At 67.6% G+C, this 19,183-nt stretch carries 19 protein-coding genes and 1 tRNA gene; 10 read left to right on the forward strand and 10 right to left on the reverse strand.

Annotated features, from left to right (window positions below; genetic code table 11):
* Positions 1 to 7: 7 nt before the first annotated feature.
* Positions 8 to 889, reverse strand: coding sequence for a transcriptional regulator CynR (gene cynR / locus ACWFRF_RS25375; protein WP_452452588.1), 882 nt, complete (start codon positions 887 to 889; stop codon positions 8 to 10).
* The gene (locus ACWFRF_RS25380; RefSeq protein WP_378993988.1) at positions 886 to 1,539 is read right to left on the reverse strand and encodes a TetR/AcrR family transcriptional regulator; all 654 of its coding nucleotides are present in this window, start codon (positions 1,537 to 1,539) and stop codon (positions 886 to 888) included. Before ACWFRF_RS25380 ends, cynR begins: the two co-directional genes overlap by 4 nt.
* Before the next feature lie 155 nt (positions 1,540 to 1,694).
* Here ACWFRF_RS25380 and ACWFRF_RS25385 point away from each other — a divergent pair, with 155 nt between their 5' ends.
* Positions 1,695 to 3,728, forward strand: a complete 2,034-nt coding sequence (locus tag ACWFRF_RS25385) for a CocE/NonD family hydrolase (protein ID WP_452452590.1) — start codon at positions 1,695 to 1,697, stop codon at positions 3,726 to 3,728.
* A gap of 119 nt (positions 3,729 to 3,847) precedes the next feature.
* Here the strand turns inward: ACWFRF_RS25385 and ACWFRF_RS25390 are convergent, their stop codons facing one another.
* Genes ACWFRF_RS25390 through ACWFRF_RS25400 form a run of 3 tightly spaced genes read right to left on the reverse strand, consistent with a single transcriptional unit; the run spans position 3,848 to position 5,945 of the window.
* Entirely contained in the window at positions 3,848 to 4,621 is a 774-nt protein-coding gene (locus ACWFRF_RS25390; RefSeq protein WP_379315835.1) for a DUF72 domain-containing protein, read from the reverse strand.
* Positions 4,622 to 4,644: 23 nt separating this feature from the next.
* Positions 4,645 to 5,604, reverse strand: a complete 960-nt coding sequence (locus tag ACWFRF_RS25395) for a TIGR03557 family F420-dependent LLM class oxidoreductase (RefSeq protein WP_379315833.1) — start codon at positions 5,602 to 5,604, stop codon at positions 4,645 to 4,647.
* Between the two features lie 20 nt (positions 5,605 to 5,624).
* Positions 5,625 to 5,945: a plasmid stabilization protein gene (locus ACWFRF_RS25400; protein WP_379315831.1), complete on the reverse strand. Its 321-nt coding sequence runs from the start codon at positions 5,943 to 5,945 to the stop codon at positions 5,625 to 5,627.
* 81 nt (positions 5,946 to 6,026) lie between these two features.
* Between ACWFRF_RS25400 and ACWFRF_RS25405 the strand changes: the two genes are divergently transcribed.
* The 5 genes from ACWFRF_RS25405 (at position 6,027) to ACWFRF_RS25425 (ending at position 11,888) form a co-directional block, all read left to right on the forward strand.
* Positions 6,027 to 6,785: a rhomboid-like protein gene (locus ACWFRF_RS25405; RefSeq protein ID WP_379315829.1), complete on the forward strand. Its 759-nt coding sequence runs from the start codon at positions 6,027 to 6,029 to the stop codon at positions 6,783 to 6,785.
* Positions 6,786 to 6,970: 185 nt separating this feature from the next.
* Entirely contained in the window at positions 6,971 to 7,975 is a 1,005-nt protein-coding gene (locus ACWFRF_RS25410; protein ID WP_379315828.1) for a YdcF family protein, read from the forward strand.
* Between the two features lie 115 nt (positions 7,976 to 8,090).
* On the forward strand, positions 8,091 to 8,993 hold the full coding sequence (locus ACWFRF_RS25415) for a metal-dependent hydrolase (RefSeq protein WP_387447899.1): 903 nt from the start codon (positions 8,091 to 8,093) through the stop codon (positions 8,991 to 8,993).
* Entirely contained in the window at positions 8,990 to 10,084 is a 1,095-nt protein-coding gene (locus tag ACWFRF_RS25420; protein WP_379315056.1) for a PDR/VanB family oxidoreductase, read from the forward strand. The genes ACWFRF_RS25415 and ACWFRF_RS25420 overlap by 4 nt, the downstream gene beginning before the upstream one ends.
* Positions 10,085 to 10,115: 31 nt before the next feature.
* A complete protein-coding gene (locus ACWFRF_RS25425) occupies positions 10,116 to 11,888 on the forward strand; it encodes an SDR family oxidoreductase (protein ID WP_379315057.1) in 1,773 nt (590 codons plus the stop codon).
* A gap of 7 nt (positions 11,889 to 11,895) precedes the next feature.
* Here ACWFRF_RS25425 and ACWFRF_RS25430 read toward each other — a convergent pair whose 3' ends face one another.
* Complete coding sequence (locus ACWFRF_RS25430) at positions 11,896 to 12,399, reverse strand: glycine-rich domain-containing protein (RefSeq protein ID WP_379315058.1); 504 nt, start codon at positions 12,397 to 12,399, stop codon at positions 11,896 to 11,898.
* Positions 12,400 to 12,916: 517 nt separating this feature from the next.
* Between ACWFRF_RS25430 and ACWFRF_RS25435 the strand changes: the two genes are divergently transcribed.
* Positions 12,917 to 13,921, forward strand: a complete 1,005-nt coding sequence (locus tag ACWFRF_RS25435; protein WP_452452593.1) for a zinc-binding dehydrogenase — start codon at positions 12,917 to 12,919, stop codon at positions 13,919 to 13,921.
* A gap of 367 nt (positions 13,922 to 14,288) precedes the next feature.
* Positions 14,289 to 14,362, forward strand: a tRNA-Ile gene (locus ACWFRF_RS25440).
* A 263-nt stretch (positions 14,363 to 14,625) separates the two neighbouring features.
* Here ACWFRF_RS25440 and ACWFRF_RS25445 read toward each other — a convergent pair.
* A complete protein-coding gene (locus ACWFRF_RS25445) occupies positions 14,626 to 15,198 on the reverse strand; it encodes a TetR/AcrR family transcriptional regulator (RefSeq protein WP_452452595.1) in 573 nt (190 codons plus the stop codon).
* Between the two features lie 120 nt (positions 15,199 to 15,318).
* Here ACWFRF_RS25445 and ACWFRF_RS25450 point away from each other — a divergent pair, with 120 nt between their 5' ends.
* Positions 15,319 to 16,338 carry an aldo/keto reductase gene (locus tag ACWFRF_RS25450; protein ID WP_452452597.1) on the forward strand — a complete coding sequence of 340 codons (1,020 nt, stop codon included), beginning with the start codon at positions 15,319 to 15,321 and terminating at the stop codon, positions 16,336 to 16,338.
* A 7-nt stretch (positions 16,339 to 16,345) separates the two neighbouring features.
* Here ACWFRF_RS25450 and ACWFRF_RS25455 read toward each other — a convergent pair whose 3' ends face one another.
* The 3 genes from ACWFRF_RS25455 to ACWFRF_RS25465 form a co-directional block, all read right to left on the reverse strand.
* Positions 16,346 to 17,125: an ATP-grasp domain-containing protein gene (locus ACWFRF_RS25455; protein ID WP_379313068.1), complete on the reverse strand. Its 780-nt coding sequence runs from the start codon at positions 17,123 to 17,125 to the stop codon at positions 16,346 to 16,348.
* Positions 17,126 to 17,264: 139 nt separating this feature from the next.
* On the reverse strand, positions 17,265 to 17,792 hold the full coding sequence (locus tag ACWFRF_RS25460) for a nitroreductase family deazaflavin-dependent oxidoreductase (RefSeq protein WP_379313070.1): 528 nt from the start codon (positions 17,790 to 17,792) through the stop codon (positions 17,265 to 17,267).
* A 68-nt stretch (positions 17,793 to 17,860) separates the two neighbouring features.
* Entirely contained in the window at positions 17,861 to 18,481 is a 621-nt protein-coding gene (locus ACWFRF_RS25465; protein ID WP_452452598.1) for a TetR/AcrR family transcriptional regulator, read from the reverse strand.
* 10 nt (positions 18,482 to 18,491) lie between these two features.
* Between ACWFRF_RS25465 and ACWFRF_RS25470 the strand changes: the two genes are divergently transcribed.
* A complete protein-coding gene (locus tag ACWFRF_RS25470; RefSeq protein WP_379313073.1) occupies positions 18,492 to 19,169 on the forward strand; it encodes a hypothetical protein in 678 nt (225 codons plus the stop codon).
* Positions 19,170 to 19,183 lie beyond the last annotated feature (14 nt).

The following is a 19,183-nucleotide window of genomic DNA, read 5'->3' on the forward strand; positions in this document are numbered from 1 at the left end:
GATGCGCTCACCGCGTCTGTTCGCGGACCGATTCGGCGAAAGCTGTCGCGGCGGCGCTGCGGTGCCCCTCGGCCGCGGACAGCAGCGTGACGGTTCGCCGAGACATGCTGGGCCGCAGTGGAATCCGGGCGAGTGGGGGATGAGTGTCGGTGACCGACTCGGGCAGGATCGTCATCAGGTCCGAGGTGGATACCACCTCCAGCAGTGCCTGAATCGAATTGACCTCCACCGCGATTCGTGGCGAAACGCCGTGGTCGTGGAGGTAGCTGTCGATGTGGTGGCGGGTCGCGAACGTCGAATTGAGCAGAGCGAGATCGCGGCCGGTCAGATCGTCGGGTGTCACGGACTCTGGTAGCGCGGGGCGCGCGGCGATGCCGACTACGGCGGCCAGGGTCTCCTCGTACAGCGCTTCGGCCGTGATGCCGGGCAGCCGCGGTGGAGCGAACGCGATGCCGAGGTCGAGGCGGTCGTCGAGCAGCTCGGACTCCATGGCGTCCTGGGACAACTCGCCGAACTCGACGGTGACCCCCGGATACCGGGCTCGGAACGCCGCGATCAGCGGGCCGACCAGATAGGGCGTGAAGGTGGGAGTGGTGGCGAAGCGGAGCAGGCCGCGACTGAGATCGGTGACGTCGTGCACGGCCCGCTGCGCCGCGGCGACCTCGTCGACAGCTCGGCGGGCATGCGCCAGATAGGCCGCCCCCGCGTCGGTGAGCCGCACGCTGCGCCCGGTCCGGTCGAGCAACACCGCCCCGACGGCGCGCTCGAGCTGCTTGATCTGGTGCGACAGCGTCGGCTGCGAGAGGTGTAGCTGCTCCGCGGCCCGGGTGAAGTTCCCGTGCTCGGCGACAGCGGCCAGATAGCGCAGGTGCCGCAGTTCCGGCGTCACCGTCGGTCGCCGTCCGGTCCGATCCGCGCCAGCACCGCGTTGACCACCAGGCACGCACTGTCCACCACATCGGCCATCGGCTGGCGGTAGGCGTCGAGCACCCACTTCTGGGCGATGATCACGATGGCGCCGACCAGGCCGAACAGCACCGTGCGCACGCTGACGGCAGGGTGGGTTTCCAGGTCGACATGCGGGGTGATCAGGGCCATGCAGATATCGACCAACGCGTCGAGAACGTCGTGATAGGCCCGGTCGACCGCGGGGCTCACGCCGAGGATCTCGAAGAAAGCGATCCGGGGAACCCGGGGGTCGTCGAGGATGAGCTGGAAGTACGCGGTCAGGCCGACCCGCACCTGAGCGTCGACGGCCTCGGCCTCGCGCAGGCCGGTATGGATCGCCTCGATCATCCTGGCGGCCGTCTCGCGGTACACCTCGAGCAGCAGATCCTCACTGTCGGTGAAGGACTCGTAGAAGTAGCGTTTGCCGACCCCGGCCGCCGCGCAGATCGTGGTGACTGTGGTGTTGCGGTAGCCGTCGATGCCGAAGGCGTCCGTGGCCGCCTCGAGCAACCGGGTGCGGCGGTCCTGCTGACGTTGCCCAGGGGCGGCCCCGCGGTACCGGCGGCCGTCATCGAGTTCGGACGCTGTCACAACGCCAATTCTGTCAGGTGACCGCGGTGGGGCGCGCGCGGGCGCTGAACGAGGATTGCCCAGAACATGTTCTTGCGATCGGACGTGACCCACGCTACGTTACTTCCCGGTACGGGAACGTCGGAGTTCCCGATGGTGGAGGGCTGAACCGAAGCATGATCACACATCGTGGGCGGCTGGCTGCGCTGGTCGCATCCGTCGTCGTAATGGCAGGCGCCGTCGCATCCGCACCGGTCGGACAAGCATCGCCGAATGCCGAGGGTCTCGACACGCAGTTCGTCGCCACCCATAACGGGCCGCAGCAGTACCCCAACGTCTTCATCGAGTGGGATGTGCCGATCACCATGAGTGACGGCACCGTATTGAAAGCGAACGTCTATCACCCGGCCGGTGCGGACGGTCAGCCCGTCGCCGAGCCGACGCCCACGATCGTCAATATGACGCCCTACACCAAGCTGGTCACCAACGTCGCCGACTCGGCGCTCGCGGTTCCCGGCCTGTCGGACCTGCTGATGCCGGTGCTGCAGAACCTGGACTTCTCGCCGTTCGGTTTCAGCAGCCTCAGCGACATGATGAACGCGCTGCCCGGCGGCGCGGCCCGCACCTTCGGCGTCGACCGGAATCTGATCCGCGGCGGGTACACCCAGGTGGTCGTCGACGTGCGCGGCACCGGCTTCTCCCAGGGCACCTGGCAGGTCTTCGGTGAACGCGAGCAGCTCGACGGTGTGGAAATCGTCGACTGGGCCGCGAAACAGGGCTGGTCCGACGGCAAGATCGGGATGAGCGGCATCTCCTACTCGGCGATCAACCAGCTGCAGACCGCGCAGCGGCACCCCGAGGCGCTCAAGGCGATCTTCCCGATCGTGCCCGGTAGCGACCTGATCCGCGATGTCGCCGCCCCCGGTGGCGCGCTCGGGATCGGGTTCATCCCGGCCTGGCTGCTCGCCGTCGACGGCGCGAAGCTGCTGCCCGATCTGATGTCGATGCTGAACGGCAGATTCGACTGGGTCTGGCTGCGCGACCGGGTGACCGACCCGTTCACCTTCTTCAACGTGCTCATCGCCGCGCTGACCACTCCGAACGTGGAGCAGATCCCGCCGGAGATGGCGTCGATCCTCGACGACGAGAGCGCGCTGCGGACCGCCTGGGTGGGTTCGCCCGATCAGGTGCGGGTGCCGACCTTCCTCTACGGCGGCTGGCACGACATCTTCACCTACTCCACCCCGCGCATCTACAACGCGGTGAACGTGCCCGCCGAGCAGAAGAAGCTCGTCATGGACGACGTCTACCACGTGACGGTGAGTTCGGGACTCGGCCAGCCGGGTGCGCCCGCGCCGGCGGATTCGTTGCAGCGCGCGTGGTTCGACAAGTGGCTCAAGGGAATCGACAACGGTATCGACCGCTACGACCCGGTCACGTTGTGGCAGCAGGGCAGTGGGCAGTGGACCGCCGACGTCGCCTTCCCGCGGCCGGGCATGCAGTACCGGCGGATGTATCTCGACGCCGCCTCCTCCGGCACCGCGCCGGGCGCCCGCCACGACGGCAGCCTGCGCACTGCGCCCGGTGTCGCGCAACGCGTTTCGGTGGATCCGAGCCTGACCACCATCTGCTCGCGTGATGCCGCGCAGGGCACGGCCGGCCTGGTCCCGCTGCCCGATATCTGTGCCAAGGACGCCCGGATCAGCGAGGGCGCCGCGCTCACCTTCACCACGGCTCCGGTGGCCGCGCCGACGCGGATCTCCGGTCCGATCGCCGCCCACCTGAACACCGTGCTCGACGCCACCGACGGCTACTGGACGGTGACGGTGAACGATGTCGCCCCCGACGGCACGTCGACGGTCTGGTCCCAGGGGCAGCTGATGGCATCCCTGCGCACGATCGACGAGGGCAAGGCGACCCGCTCGCCGAACGGCGACTACACCGACCCGTATCCGTACCTCACCCTGGATACCCGTCAGCCGATCGTGCCCGGCGAGCCGACGACGATCGAGATCGGCATCCGCGCCACCGACGGTGTCCTGCTGCCGGGTCACCGCCTGCGTGTCGACGTCTTCGCCGGCAACTTCCCCAGCGGAATCCCGCTGCGGCCGTTGCTGAACGAAAGCGGCCTGCGCACCCAGCACCTCGAGCTCGACCCGTCCCGCCCGAGCTGGATCAACGTCCCCCTGGACACCGATCCCGGCTGGTGAGTACTGGTTCACCCCGCCTCCGATCTCGCGCCGATCATCGATCGCGCGACATCGGGGGCGGGGTTCGCCGTCTTGTCGAGACCGGGTTCGGCCTGATCCTGTCCCCATCGGCTCGCTGATCAGCCCGCGGTCGCGTGCACATCGGGTACTCGCGTCGCGTCCGCGCCCGCGGCCGCCGCGAGGTGGGCGAAGGTGACCGCGTCGCGGACCGCCGCACCACCGTGATCGTTGTTGAAATAGACGTAGCTGTCGGCGTCGGGGGACCAGGTGCCGAGCAGCCGATGCGCCCAGCCGCGCAATGCCTGCTTGCCGTAGGACGGCCGGGGAGCGGCGCGGCCGGCGTGCAGGCGTAGATAGGCCCAGTCGGTGGTGCGCCACAGCGGCGTGATCGGGTGCGAATCACGGTCCGCCCAGGTCAATGCCGCGCCACGGGATCGCAGGACGTCACCGATCTCGTCTGTCCACCACGAATCGTGGCGCGGTTCCACCGCCACTCGCACCGTGTCGGGGAAGCAGCGCAGACAGTTGTCGAGCAGATCGGGGTCCGCGCGCAGGGTCGGCGGCAGCTGGAGCAGGATCGGTCCGAGCCGATCACCCAGTCCCTCGGTCCGGTCGAGCAGGCGCTGCACAGGTTCGGCGGGGTCGCGCAATCGCTTGATATGGGTCAGGTAGCGACTCGCCTTCACCGCCATCACGAAGCCCGCGGGCGTGCGCTCCCGCCAACCGGCGAAGTTCTCCCTGCTCGGCAATCGATAGAACGCGTTGTTCGACTCCACCGTCGCGAACGCCCGCGCATAGTGCTCGAGCCACTGCCGGACGGGCAGCCCCGGCGGGTACAGCACACCCCGCCAGTCGCGGTACTGCCAGCCGGAAGTGCCGACGTACATGGGCATTTCGGCCTCCCTCCGCAGCGCTGTCAGATCTCCGAGCGGAGCAGGGGCGCGAGTTCGCTGCTGTAGAAGTCGAGGAACGCATCCATGTCGGGTCCCGCGTTCATCAGCACCACACGGTCGAAACCCGCGTCGGTGGCCTTGCGCACCGCCTCGACGTAGCGCTTCGGATCATTGCCGCAGACAAAGGATTCGAGCATGTCGTCCACTCGCACGGTGCTCGACGCGGCGGCGAAGTTCGCCGGATTGGGCAGCTCGCTCATCACCTTCCAGCCACCGGTCGACCACCGGTTGGTCGACAGTGCCGCTTCGGCGCCCGCGCGATCGTCCTCGGCGAAGGCGACCCCCACTTCGACGTAGCGCGGACCGGATCCGCCCTTGTCGTGAAAGGTCTGCACGAGTTCGGGATCGGGTTCGGTGGCGAACAGTCCGTCGCCGAGTTCGGCGGCGATCGCCGCGGCGCTCGGCCCGCCCGCGGCCACCGCGATCACCGGCGGTGTCTGCGGCAGATCGAACACCCGCGCGTCCGACAGCTCCAGGAACTCGCCGTAATAGTTGCGATAGCCGCCGCGCCACAGCAATCGGATGATCTCGAGCGCCTCGCGCAACATCCGCTGACGGATCAGCACCGGCGGGAACTCGTGGCCGATGACGTGCTCGTTGAGTCGCTCGCCCGAACCGATGCCCAGGGTGAACCGCCCATCCGAGACCAGGGCGGTGGTGGCGGCGGCCTGGGCGATTACGGCGGGGTGATAGCGGATGGTCGGACAGGTCACGCCGGTGGCGAGCCCGATGTCGGTGGTGCTCGCCGCGATCGTGCCCAGGACCGTCCAGGCGAAGGGCGAGTGGCCCTGCTCGTCGAGCCACGGGTGGAAGTGGTCGCTCATCTCGACGAAATCGAAACCGGCCGATTCGGCCCGCACTGCCTGTCGAACAAGCTCTTTCGGGCCGAAAGCCTCGGCCGCCAGTTTGAATCCGAGCTGCATGGCGAACCTTTCGCTGGGGGTCAGCTACGGCCGAGGGCGTTGGCCAGTTCCTGCTTGTTCATCTTGGAACGGCCGTCGATATTGCGGCGGCGGGCCTCGTCGTAGAGCTGATCGCGGGTCTTGCCGCCGCCCTGCGCCCGCTGGCCGCTGCGTTGCGAAGAACCGCGCGATCGCGACGATTTGCTCGAGCCCTTGGTCTCGCCGTGCTGGGCGCGCGTCTTGTTGACCGTCCGCGCGGCGATCTCCTCGGCCCTGCCCTCGCTGCGGCCGCGCTCGCGCTCGGACTTCTTGATGTCTTCGTACTGCCGTTCGCGCTTGTCACTCCAGGCTTGTTGAGGCATCACGTGCTCCGTTCCGGTCGGTGGACGGCTCTGGTTGCCGCCTACCCGGGGATCGGCCGGGGAAACAACCGCCCGGCGAGGATGACCGGAACCGTGATCGAGGACTGGCACACTGGCGTGGTGAGCGCCTCGGGCAGCGTGCGGGCGGCCGCCGCCTCGGCGTGGCGGTGGATTCGCAGCGCTCCCGGCACCTATGTGTGGCTGGCGGCGCTGGGTGTGACCACCGCGATCCAGCAGCGGCTCACGCCGGAGGAAGCCAGAGTCTGGCTCGGGCACCGCTCGACCAATCTCGATCGTCTCGGCGACGACCCGATCCGGGTGCTGATCGGCAGCGCGTTCTGGACCGACGGCGGCGGGTGGCTGGTCTACGCGGTGCTGTTCAGCCTCGTGCACGCCAACGCCGAACGGTGGCTCGGGACGCTGCGCTGGCTGGTGGTGGTCGTCCTCGCCCATGTCGGCGCCACGTATCTCAGCCAGGGCGTGCTGCTCTGGGCGATTCGCCACGACAGAGCCCCGGAGCGTGCGGCGTTCGCGCTCGATGTGGGAGTCAGCTACGGGCTGGCCGGAGTCGCCGCTGTCCTCGCCTACCGTGTGTTGCTGCCGTGGCGGGTGCTGTACGTGCTCGGTGTGCTGGCGGTCTGTGTGCCACCGGTATTCCTGGACCGCACGTTCACCGATGTGGGCCACGCGGGTGCGGCGTTGATCGGCTTCGCGTGCTATCCGCTGACGCGAGGGCGGGCCCGCGACTGGGATCCGAGCCCGCGCCTGCGCGAATCGTGTCTTCGGATCAGACGAAGAATTCGACGATCATCCTGGCCCACCACTGGAAGTAATCGATGACCATGATCGCTCACCGCCTTCCCTTCGCCCTTGTCAGTTACCGATCAGCTGTTGCGAGTAGAGGGGCATAAGACTGATAAACATGCTGGTGAACAAGTTTTCATCCGCATGTATCGGTGTTTTCCAGTAGGTGTGAGCAATAGATCGGCAATCTGATTCGCCGGTACTGCGGTTAGGGTGGCCCGGTGATCTTGCTGGCGATAGGTGTGGTTCTGCTCGGGGTGTTCGCGCTGTCTTTCCGTCAGGAGCGGCGCCGGTTCGGCAACGCGGTGTTGCTGCTGCTCGGAGTCCTGTGTGTCGGCGCCGCGCTGATCGGTTCGGGCGCCGAAGGATCAGGGCCCGAAATACTGGTCTTCTTCGCCCTGGCGCTGTCGCCGCTGCTCGTGCTGGTCCTGGCCGGACTGCTGATGCTCAACGGAGTGGTGATGCTGCGCCGCGAGGGCGTGCGTCCGGCGAACCTGCTCTCCTTCGGTCTCGGCGTCGCGCTGCTGGTTCCGTACGCGCTGCTGGTGATGGCGGTGATCGCCGAGTGGGTGGTGCTCGGGGTGTTGCTGCTCGCGGTGGTGCTCGTCGCCGCCTACCTCGGCTTCGTGCTGGTCGCGTTCCTGCTCTATTCGGTCGTCTACGGCGGGGTTACCCGCACCGACGACGCCGTCGCGATCGTGGTGCACGGCTCCGGCCTGCTCGGAGACCGGGTCCCGCCGCTGCTGGCGAGCAGGCTCGACCGCGCGCTGCAGATCTGGCGTACCGACCGCGCGCACGGCCCCGCGCCGCTGTTGGTGACCAGCGGCGGCAAGGGCTCCGACCAGAAGGTTGCCGAGAGCACGGCGATGGCCGCCTACCTCGTCGAACACGGCGTGCGCGACGACGAGATCCTGCGGGAGGATCGCTCGACGACGACCCGCGAGAACCTGCTGTTCAGTCGGGAACTGCTCGCCAGACAGGGGATAAACAGCCGCATTCTGCTGGTCACGAGCAATTTCCATGTGCTGCGGACCGCGTTGCTCGCCCGTTCGGTCGGGATCGACGCCCAGGCGGTCGGCGCGCCGACCGCGCGCTACTACCTGCCCAGCGCTGTCCTGCGCGAATACGTCGGGATTCTGGCCGAACACAAGGCGATCAACGCCGTGATGTGCGGGTTGCTGGTGGCGGCGCCGGTCGCGCTGGCGATCTTCGGTGCGGACAACTGACACATTTAGGTGTTACGTACAGTTATGGATAGTTGTATCATCGGAACTACCGAGCAGGACGCAACGTCGCGACCTGGGGCACGGAGGTCCGTGCGCGGTTGATCGAGGAGTACCGATGAAGCTATTTCCTTGGGGAAGAGAAAGCCCGGAGATCGATCCGGGCGTGGTGGCATTGCACGCGCGCAATGTCAGCTTCGACTGGTCGGGTGTCGACCTCCAGTGGATGTCGGCGGAACCGATCGCCGGTCACCTGATCAGCGCGCTGAATATGCTGCTGCCCGAGGGCGAGCGCATGTTCATCGAGACCTACCGCGAGGCTTTGCCCTACGTCAAGGACGAGAAGCTGCGCGAGGACATGCTCGGCTTCATCGGGCAGGAGGCCATGCACGCGCAGACCCACGGAAAGGTGCTCGACGACGTCTTCACCGCCCACGGCGTCGACGCGAGTCCCTATCTGGCGCAGATGGAATACCTGTTCCGCATCTCGCTCGGCCCGCGCGGCGGCGACGATCGCGCCGGCCGCCAGATGCTGGTCGAGCGGCTCGCCTTCATCGCCTGTCTCGAGCATTTCTTCGCCTGGCTCGGGGACTGGGTGCTCAACGCCGACCTCGAGAAGTTCGGCGCCGACCCGCGGATGGCCGACCTGTTCCGCTGGCACGGTGCCGAAGAGGTCGAACACCGCAATGTCGCCCACGACGTCGCCGAGTACTTCGGGGTCGGCTACGTCCGGCGCTGCGCGTCGATGACGCTGGTGTTCCCGATCTTCCTCATCGTGCTGGTGCGCGGTGCGCGGTTCCTCGTCCAGCAGGATCCGCAACTGCCGGATCGGGGCTACGCACGGCTGCTCGCCGGTGTGTTCGGCGCGATGTGGCGTGGTGCGCTGCCCGGCGTGCCGTCGCTGCTGGCCAGTGCGCTGTCGACCTTCCAGCCCGGCTACAACCCGCAATCGGTCGGCTCGACGGCGCAGGCGATCGCGTATCTGGCCGCCTCGCCCGGCGCCCGCGCGGCAGCGTCGTGACCACGCGCGACATCCCCGCCGATCTCTACGGCAAGTACCGCCACGATCCGGCGATGAAGGTCATCGACGCCATCGCGGCCACCCGGTTGCGCTGGAGCGCGCTGGTCAACCGCGGTGATCTGCGCCCACGCGTCGACGATCGCCGCCTGGCCGTGGTGGTGACCGAACGCCGGATCGAAGCGCACGACCAGGACGTGGTGAGTCTTCGCCTCGAAGCACCCGACGGGCGCGTGCTCCCGCGCTGGCGGCCAGGGGCGCACCTGGACCTGGAACTACCGTCGGGTCGGCTGCGCCAGTATTCGCTGTGTGGCGATCCCGCCGACGAGCGCGCGTACCGCATCGCCGTGCGCCGCATCCCCGGTGGCGGCGGCGGCTCGATCGAGGTGCACGACGCATTGCCCGTCGGCTCCGGGTTGGTGGTGCGCGGCCCGCGCAACGCCTTCCCGTTCGCCGTGCCGGGCCACGGATCACCTTCGCAGCGCCTGCATTTCGTGGCCGGCGGGATCGGCATCACCCCGATCCTGCCGATGGCCAGGCTCGCGCACCGGCTCGGCGTGCCGTGGACACTGGTCTACAGCGGACGCAGCCGCGACACCATCCCGTTCCTGGACGAGATCGAAGGCTTCGGCGCGAACGTCGTGGTGCGCACCGATGACGAGCACGGTCTACCTGCCGCGGTGGACCTGCTGCCCGACGTCGCGCCGGGCACCGCGGTCTACGCGTGTGGCCCGACCCCGATGACCTCGGCGATCGTCGCCGCAGTGCGCGAGATGGCCGACGTGGAACTGCATTTCGAGCGGTTCTCGCCGCCGCCGATCGTCGACGGCACCCCGTTCGAGATCGAATTCGCGTCCAGTGGTGCGGTGGTGACGGTCGATGCCGACCGCACCGTGCTGGACACGATCCTCGATTCCCGTCCCGACCAGCCCTACTCGTGCAGGCAAGGCTTCTGTGGCACCTGCGTGGTGCGGGTTCGCTCGGGCGAACCCGACCATCGCGAGACCACGCTGTCCGCTGCCGACCACGCCGAGGGTGCCATGCTGGCCTGCGTATCCCGTTCTCGCGGTGAGCGATTGGTGCTCGACCTGTGATTTCTCCGCTGGACAAGGAGTCCGAAAGATCATGACGAACGACAGCCCGCAGCCCGCGAACCAGCGCACCGTCCGCAGCGGTGATTTCGACATCGCCGTGTTCGAATACGGCGACCCGGCCGCCGACACCGTCGTGCTCGTGCACGGCTGGCCCGACACCCACCATCTGTGGGACAGGGTGATTCCGCTGCTCACCGAGCGCTTCCACGTGGTCGCCTACGACACCCGTGGCCACGGCGAGTCCACCCGCACCCAGCGCACCGACGATTTCCGCCTCGACGAACTCGCACGCGATTTCTACGCCGTGATCGACGTGGTGAGCCCCGATCGTCCCGTGCACGTGCTCGCCCACGACTGGGGTTCGGTGCAGGTGTGGGAGGCGGTGTGCGAACCGCGGGCCACCGAGCGCGTCGCCTCGTTCACCTCGGTCTCGGGCCCCAACCTCGACCACCTGTCCGCCTGGGTGCGTGACCGCCTCTCCCGGCCCACCCTGCGCAATGTGTGGCAGCCGATGACCCAGCTGGCCTCCTCGGCCTACACCTTCTTCTTCATGACGCCCGGTCTGCCGCGCGCCACATTCAACGCCATCGGTACCGAAAAGCTGTGGCAGCGTGCGGTGTCGATCATGAACGACACCCCCGCCGCCAATGTGAAGCTCGGGCCCACCTTCCGCCGCGACATGGTCGACGGGCTGCTCATCTATCGCGCGAACATCGTGGCGCGCATGCTCTCCCCGCGTGAGCGTCGCACCGAGGTGCCGGTGCAGTTGATCGTGGCAGGACGCGATGTCGCCGTGCGGCCCGCGGGCTACGACGATTCGGGCAAGTGGACCGACCGGCTGTGGCGTCGCGACGTCCCCGCCGGGCACTGGATGCCGTTCTCGCATCCGGAACTCCTCGCGACCGCGACCACCGAGCTCATCGACGCGCTCGACGGCGCCGGCGTCTCGCGCGGCCTCGCCAGGGCCGAAGTAGGCACTGCGCGAAGGGAATTCGAACACAAACTGGTGGTCGTCACCGGTGCGGGCAGCGGCATCGGCCGGGAGACCGCGCTGGCTTTCGCGCGCCTCGGCGCCGAAGTGGTGGTCTCCGATGTCAACGAGCTCGCCGCCAAGGCCACCGCGGAGCTCGTCGCATCGGAAGGTGGGGTGGCGCACTCCTATCCACTCGATGTGTCGAACGAGGACGCGGTGCGCGCGCACGCCGACACGGTGATCGCCGCGCACGGCGTGCCCGATGTGCTGGTGAACAACGCCGGTGTCGGCCAGGCGGGCGGATTCCTCGATACTCCGTCGGAGGAGTTCGACCGCGTGCTGCGGATCAACCTCGGCGGTGTCGTCAACGGCTGCCGGGCCTTCGGTGCGGCGATGGCCGATCGCGGGCTCGGCGGGCACATCGTGAACCTGTCCAGCATGGCCGCCTACAGTCCGCAGCGCGACATGGCGGCCTACGCCACCAGCAAGTCGGCGGTCTTCATGTTCTCCGATTGCCTGCGTGCCGAACTGGCCGACCGTGGTATTTCGGTGTCGACCGTGTGTCCGGGCATCGTGCACACGAATATCGTTGCCACCACCCGCATCTCGGGCGTCTCCGCCGCCGAGGAGGCCGCCGCGCAGCAGAAGTTCGACAAGCTGTACGAGCGACGCGGCTACACCCCGGACCGGGTGGCCGCGCAGATCGTGAAGGCCGTGCGGACCGGGCGCGACATCGTGCCGGTGACGCCGGAGTCGTGGGTGCAGTACCGGATCAACCGGATCGCACCCGGCGCGGTGCGGTTCGCGGCGCGCCGGATGAAGCTGGTCTAGATCGGGGCTACGCCCGGCGCAGTTGCTCCTCGACGGCGGCAACGTGCCGGGCGTCCACGCCCCACGCGTTCTCGACGCCGACCGTGCGGTCCAGGTCCCACAGCACGCACTCTTCCTCGGGTCGCGCGACCAGCGACCAGGCGACCACGGTGCGGCCCAGCTGTTCGACCATGGTGCCGTGATTCTGCGTGCTCTCCCCGGCGCCCTCGGGGAAATGATGCAGGAAACGCCCGTAAGCCTGCTCGCAGAACGTCGCGTAGAGCTGGGTGCAGAGGATGAAACCGTGCCACGCCTCGTCGACCGCGTGCGAGGGCATACCGATCACCTGGTCGTCGCGAAGGGCGGCACCGCAGCACCGTAACCATTGGCGCAGACCGGTTTCCACGAGTTCGCGAGGCTGCCAGGGCGAGGTTTTGAAGATCGCTTCGGGGAAGACCAGGGCGGCGACGGTGCGGTCGACGGTGGGAAGGTCGACTTGCCGTCTGCCGGTCCGGGAGAAAGAGAACGCCACAATTCACTGTAAGGCCACTGACGGTGGGGGTGCTGTGGCCGGGTTCTGGCGTTAGCCTGCGAACATGGTGTTGACGCTCGTAATCGTGCTCGGTTTCGTCGTGGTGTGTCTCGGCGCGGTGGTGACGACCGTCGTGTGGCTGATCCAGAAGTCGAGTCAGCCGCAGAACGCGCGCCCGCTGGATCGGCGATGGGTGGCCGGGTCGGCCGGGATCACCGGGTATGTCGACGGGACCTCGGGGCAGCCGTGGGATCCGGGCAGCCCGTCCGGGTGTGGCGGTGGCTCGAACAGCGGTTGCGGCGGGGGGAGCGGCTGCGGCGGCGGGAGCAGCAGTAGCTGTAGCGGTGGAAGCAGCAGCAGTTGTTCCGGTGGGAGTAGCAGCAGCTGTGGAGGTGGCAGCAGTAGCAGCTGTGGCGGCGGGTCCTGATCGTGTGACCTACGTCCCAGTGCGCTTGACCTGAACTCGACTTCAGGTTTCATCCTTGACTCGTTCGGTCAACACCACGAAGGAGTCGCGATGCGCGCAGTGCAGGTCAAAGAATTCGGTGGGCCCGAGGTCCTGAACCTGGTGGAAGTTCCCACACCGCAACCGGATTCGGTCGAAGTGGTCGTCGACGTCGAGGTCGCCGACGTGATGTTCCTCGATACCCGGCTGCGCAGCGGGTGGGGTCAGGACTACTTCCCGCTGAGCCTGCCCTACGTCCCCGGTGGCGCGATCGGCGGCGTGGTGAGCGCCGTCGGCACCGACGTCGACCCCCGCTGGCTCGGCAAGCGCGTTGTCACCCAGACCGCCGCCAGCGGCATCGGTGGCGGCCTGCCCACCGGCGGCTACGCCGAGAAGTCCCTCGCCAAGGCCGCCACGCTGACCGAGATCCCCGCCGGGCTCACCACCGAGCAGGCCGTAGGCCTGGCCCACGACGGTCGCACCGCGCTCGCTGTCTTCGACAGGGCTGCCGTGCAACCGAATTCGTGGGTGTTGATCACCGCCGCCGCGGGCGGCCTCGGCACGCTGCTCATCCAGCTGTCGATCGCGGCGGGCGCGCGGGTTGTCGCCGCGGCGGGCGGACCGGAAAAGCTCACGCTCGCAACGCGATTGGGCGCCACTGCGGTCGTCGACTACTCCGTCGACGGCTGGGCGGACCGAGCGCGGGAGATCACCGGCGGGGGAGCGGCGGTCGTGTTCGACGGTGCGGGTGGCGACATCGGTGGCGCGGCCCTGACCGCCGCCGCCGACACCGGTCTCTTTCTCGGATATGGCTCCGCCGCAGGTGATTTCGCGACGGGCGACACCAATGCCGCTGGTGCGCGCGGAGTCACGGTGCTCGGTCTGTTCGATATCGTCGGCCAGGACGTGGACTGGGTCGGCATCACTGCCCGCGCTCAGGAAGCGGTCGCCGAGGGTGCGCTGGAAGTCGTGATCGGGCAAACCTTCCCGATCGATCAGGTGCGGCAGGCTCACTCCGCGATCGAGAGCCGTTCCGCCCTCGGCCGTACCTTGTTGACGGTCGGCGCGTCATTGTAACTTATTGTGCGCTGCAACGGAATACACGTTAAGTTATGTTCCGTGCAGGGACTGATAATCATCGCAGTGATAGCTGCGGTTCTGTTGTTGGTAGTTGGAGTCATCAAGTTGGCCAGCAACCCAGGGGGCAACATCGAACGTCGCGAACGCGATGTACGAGCGCGGGGAGGCCAGCGAGCTGAACGCTCGTAAACCCTACCCCCGGGTGCAGCACCACCACGGCGATCGGTCGCCGCGTCTTTCTCGGAAGCCGCGACTCCGGTCGCCGTTCTCGTACCCGCCGGTCCGACACGACCGCCGCGTCGAGTGGTCAACCCCGCACTTCGCCGGGTACCATGCGACTCGCCTGCGGAGACCCCCGCGGCGAGGGGCGGTAGCTCAGTCGGTTAGAGCCGCGGACTCATAATCCGCTGGTCGTGGGTTCGAGCCCCACCCGCCCCACTTCCCCTCCTGAACTGCGTTTTCTCCCAGCGGATTCGGGACGGGTTGCCGCCAGGGCCGGACGGGTCGAGGATGGCCGGCCACTTCTCGGCTACCAGGCGCGGGTCCGCCTGGATGAACGCGACACGCTGCTCCGCCCCGATCTCGGTGGCGGCTGTCGGCATCGCTCGGCCCTTCTGCGTATTGGTGCCGACGACAACCACCTGCTCACCGCCGCTCGGGTATGTCAGCGCGAGAGTGTCCTCGGCCTGCGCTCTGGTCGGCTACTTCACGCTCAGCCCTGTGATGAGGACGGCGACCATCCGGCGGGGGTGATAGCGGGGGGTGTCGCCGCCGATGCAGAGGTTGCCGACGGCGCGCAGGAGTTCGTAGGGGTCGGTGCCGGCGGGGATTTCGCCTGCGGTGACGGCGGCGGTGAGGAGGGCTTCGCAGGTGGGGACCAGGCGGTCGAGGAAGTAGGTGTGGAGGGTTTCGAAGGTGGTCGCGTCGGAGTGAAGTGCTTCTGCCAGGCCGTGTTTGGTGGTGAGGAAGTCGACGAAAAGGGTCATCCATTCGCCGAGTGCGGCGTGGGGGGAACCGAGGGCGGCCAGGAGTGTGGGGCCGGCTTCGGCGCACGCTTCGACCTGGTGGCGGTAGACGGCGACGATGAGGTCGGCCCGGGTGGGGAAGTGGCGGTAGATGGTGCCCACGCCGACGCCTGCTCGGGCGGCGATCTCGCGGACGGGGACATCGACGCCCGAGGCGATGAAGGCGGCCGCGGCTGCGTCGAGCAGGGCCTGCTGGTTGCGCCGGGCGTCGGCGCGTCGGCGCGGCGCCTCGGTCGGGTTGTCGGCCACGAGACCTCCCTCTTGTTAAACGGAACAGTGTTCCGTATGTTGATTAGCGGAACATCGTTCCGCTTGGTCGAGGATGCCAGAACCGGCGAGCCGAACCAAGCCCATCTGGGAGGAACCGCCATGCAGTACCGCACTCTGGGCCGTACCGGCGTTCAGGTCAGCACGCTCGTGCTCGGCGCGATGAACTTCGGCAAGCTGGGAAATTCCACCCAGGACGAGGTCACCGCCATGATCGATGTCGCCATCGACGGCGGCGTCAACCTCATCGACACCGCCGACATGTACGGCCAGGGCGAATCGGAGGAGCTGGTCGGCAAGGCCGTCGCGGGTCGCCGCGACGACCTCGTGCTGGCCACGAAGGCGACGATGCCGATGGGCGAGGAGCGCAATCATCGCGGCGGTTCACGCCGCTGGCTCATGACCGCGCTCGACGACAGCCTGCGCCGACTCGGCGTCGACCACGTCGATCTCTATCAGATCCACCGCTGGGACCCCGAAACCAGCGATGAGGAAACCCTCTCGGCGCTCACGGATCTACAGCGTGCGGGCAAGATCCGCTACTTCGGATCCTCGACATTCCCCGCGTACCGCATCGTGCAGGCGCAGTGGGCGGCCGAAGAACGCCACCTGAGCCGCTATGTCACCGAACAGCCCAGCTATTCGATCCTGCAGCGCGGCATCGAAACTCACGTCCTGCCGGTCACCGGGGAATACGGTCTCGGCGTGCTCGCCTGGAGCCCGTTGGCCTCGGGATGGCTCTCGGGCGCCATCCGCGCCGACCGCGAGATATCCACCAGCCGTTCGGCATTCATGCCCGACCGGTTCGACACCACCATCCCGGCCAACCACGCCAAGATGGCCGCCGTCGAGCAACTCGCGGCACTGGCAGACCAGGCGGGCCTGACCCTGATCCAACTCGCCCTGGGTTTCGTCACGGCCCATCCCGCCGTCACCAGCGCCATCATCGGCCCCCGCACCATGAACCACCTGCACGCCCAGCTGGCCGCCGCCGACACCGTCCTGTCGCCCGAGATCCTCGACGCCGTCGATGCCATCGTGGCCCCTGGCACCGACCTCGCCCCCCACGAGAAACACGACACCCCACCATCTCTGCTGGACGCGTCCCTGCGTCGTCGATGAGTCGACGTCAGAAGCTCGTGGCTCGTGCCGGCCGCGGCTCGGACGTGAGTAGATCGCGCCATCGGTTCATCAGCAGCGCGGTGTATTGGTCGGCGGTGATGTCGTAGGCGCCGAGGGCGTAGCCGTCGTTGGTCTCGACGAGCGTCGTTTCCCCGTTGGCCAGTACGCCGAAATCGATGGCGTAGGCAGCGGGGGCGGTTCCGGAACGGTAGTAGGCACTGACCGCTGACTCGACTGTTTCCCTGTTCAGTGGCACGGAGTTGTCACCCTCGTAGTGGTCCACGGCCACGATCTGCCTGCCGATGACATAGACGCGGTATTCCGACACCCAGGTGACGACCTCGGAGCACCAGACGCGCTGGCGCCGACTGGTATTCCCCCATGCGGCGAAATCGTGTTCCGAGTAGCAGACCGAGCCCGTGAAGGCCTTGCGGCGGTCCGCGGGTTTGACGAAAACCGGTGGGGAGGAGCCGCCATCCATCGAGCGCTCGATCTCGCCCAGGGTCGACGCCCACACCTTCCGCCCGAGGAAGCCGCGAAGCACGTCGGGATAGTCGTCGGGTTGCGGTAGCGGGATGCCCAATTGGCGCATCGCGCCGTGCATCGCAGCCATATCCCCGGCGATGAAGATGCCGGGTCCCAATGCCAACTGCCTGCGTTGAATACGCTTCAGGCTGTAGTGGCGGACGGGGACGCCGAGTCTTGCGAGTCCCTCGGTGAGGAGCTTCTCCTCGTGCCGCATCGGACCCGATCCGGCGTACTGCAGATAGGCCACCGTAAAACTCATGCCTTGATGATGCCTGTCGACAGCGTTGCGGATTCAGCAAATGGCTGGGAAATTACTTGTGCGCCAGTCGAAGTCCCCGACGGTCGGATCGGCATACGGCAGCGGAAGGGGCCGATCGACGATGCTGGTCGGATGGCATCTAGGTGCGCGGGGTGAGGATCACGATCGGGATCGTGCGGCTGCCCGCATGACGTTGGTAGAAGTCGTAGCTCGGGAAGAGCTCGACGAACTTCGGCCACAGCAGTTTTCGTTCCGCGTCGGTGGCTACGCGGGCCCGGACGTGGTGCGACCGGGCGCCGATCTGGATCGTGCTGTCCGGGTTGGCTTTCAGGTTGTGGAACCAGGCGGGGTGGGTTGGTTGGCCGGCTTTGGACGCGGCAAGGGCGATGATGTCGCCGTCGGCGTGGAACATCAAGGGTGAGGTTCGCTGGGTGCCGGTTCTGGCGCCGACGTGGTCGAGCAGCAGGATTCGGGCGTCGGGCCAGGCGGGCATGTGGCCGCCGAGCCTGCCGTTGGTTCGGCGGTACAGGGCCACATGGAGTTTCGTCGATCGGCGGCCCAGGTAGATGCCGCGCTTGTTCATGAATTGGGAGCACGATTCCACCAGTCGTGCCATCGACGACCTCGTGGCGCGATGACCGGTACCGGTCTTGTTCGGATCACTCACTGCCCCTCCAGTGTTCGTTCTACTACGGCCGATAGTAGACAAATTCCCGGTCGGCCGAGGGGGAATCGTCAAGCGAGGAGTTCGCGGGCGAGGGTGGCGGTCCACCAGGTTTCGACTCGGTCGGGCGACCAGCCTCGTTCGGTGGTGAGGGTGGTGTAGACGTCGATGGTGCACAGGGCGGCGTAGATGTCGACCGAGGTGGGGAGGTCTTCGCGAAGGGTGCCGGGAGGCCAGGAGGTGAAGACCTCGATGCGGGTTCGGTCGGCGCGGTGACGGGCGTCGATGTAGGTGGTGGCCAGGGCCGGTTCGGTGCGGCCCGCTTCGCGGATCAGGGCGATGACGTCGGCGGCGCGTTCATAGAGGCGGCGGTCGTAGCCGGCCATGGCGGCCAGCTGAGCTCGGGGGTCGCCTGCCGCGGCTTCCAGGGTGTCGAGCATCTGCGGGGCGTCGGCGGAGAGATCGGCGGCATCGACTATTGCCTGGATGAGCCCGGTTTTGTTGCCGTAGGCGGAATAGACGGTGGGAACGGAGACGCCGGCTTCGCGGGCCACGTCGCGGACCGTGGTGGCGGCCCAGCCCTGCTCCACGAACAGCCTGCGGGCGGCCTGGGCGATCTCGATGCTGGTCGCCTGGGCTTGCAGGGTGCGGCGAAGGGAGTCGTAGCGGCGGCGAGGTGAGTCGGTGGCCAATATTCAAAATATGAGCGATAAATCTAATCTGTCGAGCGGCGCACGGTTTCAGCGGGTCGCGGGGATCGCCGGTATCGGGTTCGCGCTGGTCATCCTGGGGGCCAATCTGATCTTGGCACCCGCCGGGTTGCCGAAGCCCGGTACCGACTCGCGCACAGCCGTCGCGTTCTTCGTCGACCACCGCGACCTCGTGGCGCTGGCGATGGCGCCGGTACCGCTGGGCTGGTTCTGTGCCGTGCTGTTCGGTGCCGGTGCACTGGCGGCCCTGCGACCGGCCGAGCGGACGGCGGGGACCGGGTGGTCGCTGGTCGGCTTCGCCGGATTGCTGTTGCAGAACGCGACTTTCACAGTGATCGTCGGAATTCGTTATGCCCTCGGCGCTTCGAGCGGGGAAGGCGGCGCACTGTGGGCGCTGCACGATGCCCTGCTCGCGCTGAACGGCACCTTCCTCGCGACGGCACTGGTCGGCCTGACGGTCGCGGGCCGGCTCGGCGGGCTCGTCAAGCCATGGCATGCGACCATCGGATTCCTCGCCGCCGCACTGCAATTCACCGCGGCGACCCTCACGCCCCTGATCATCGACCACGATGGTCCGCTCGGTCTCATCGGTCTGTCCGGCTGGCTGCTGTGGTCGGCCTGGTTCATCGCCTACGGCGTAGCGCTCCTGCGCACAGCCGCAGTCCGATGACTTATGTCATGGCT

It is taken from the genome of Nocardia sp. NPDC055165, assembly GCF_053606985.1.

Coding starts and splice junctions, on each gene's coding strand:
- ACWFRF_RS25405 (WP_379315829.1), top strand. CDS start 6,027: ATGACCGGAACCGTGATCGAGGACTGGCACACTGGCGTGGTGAGCGCC.
- ACWFRF_RS25415 (WP_387447899.1), top strand. CDS start 8,091: ATGAAGCTATTTCCTTGGGGAAGAGAAAGCCCGGAGATCGATCCGGGC.
- ACWFRF_RS25385 (WP_452452590.1), top strand. CDS start 1,695: ATGATCACACATCGTGGGCGGCTGGCTGCGCTGGTCGCATCCGTCGTC.
- ACWFRF_RS25425 (WP_379315057.1), top strand. CDS start 10,116: ATGACGAACGACAGCCCGCAGCCCGCGAACCAGCGCACCGTCCGCAGC.
- ACWFRF_RS25435 (WP_452452593.1), top strand. CDS start 12,917: ATGCGCGCAGTGCAGGTCAAAGAATTCGGTGGGCCCGAGGTCCTGAAC.
- ACWFRF_RS25470 (WP_379313073.1), top strand. CDS start 18,492: ATGAGCGATAAATCTAATCTGTCGAGCGGCGCACGGTTTCAGCGGGTC.
- ACWFRF_RS25455 (WP_379313068.1), bottom strand. CDS start 17,125: ATGAGTTTTACGGTGGCCTATCTGCAGTACGCCGGATCGGGTCCGATG.
- ACWFRF_RS25400 (WP_379315831.1), bottom strand. CDS start 5,945: ATGCCTCAACAAGCCTGGAGTGACAAGCGCGAACGGCAGTACGAAGAC.
- ACWFRF_RS25450 (WP_452452597.1), top strand. CDS start 15,319: ATGCAGTACCGCACTCTGGGCCGTACCGGCGTTCAGGTCAGCACGCTC.
- ACWFRF_RS25395 (WP_379315833.1), bottom strand. CDS start 5,604: ATGCAGCTCGGATTCAAACTGGCGGCCGAGGCTTTCGGCCCGAAAGAG.
- ACWFRF_RS25390 (WP_379315835.1), bottom strand. CDS start 4,621: ATGCCCATGTACGTCGGCACTTCCGGCTGGCAGTACCGCGACTGGCGG.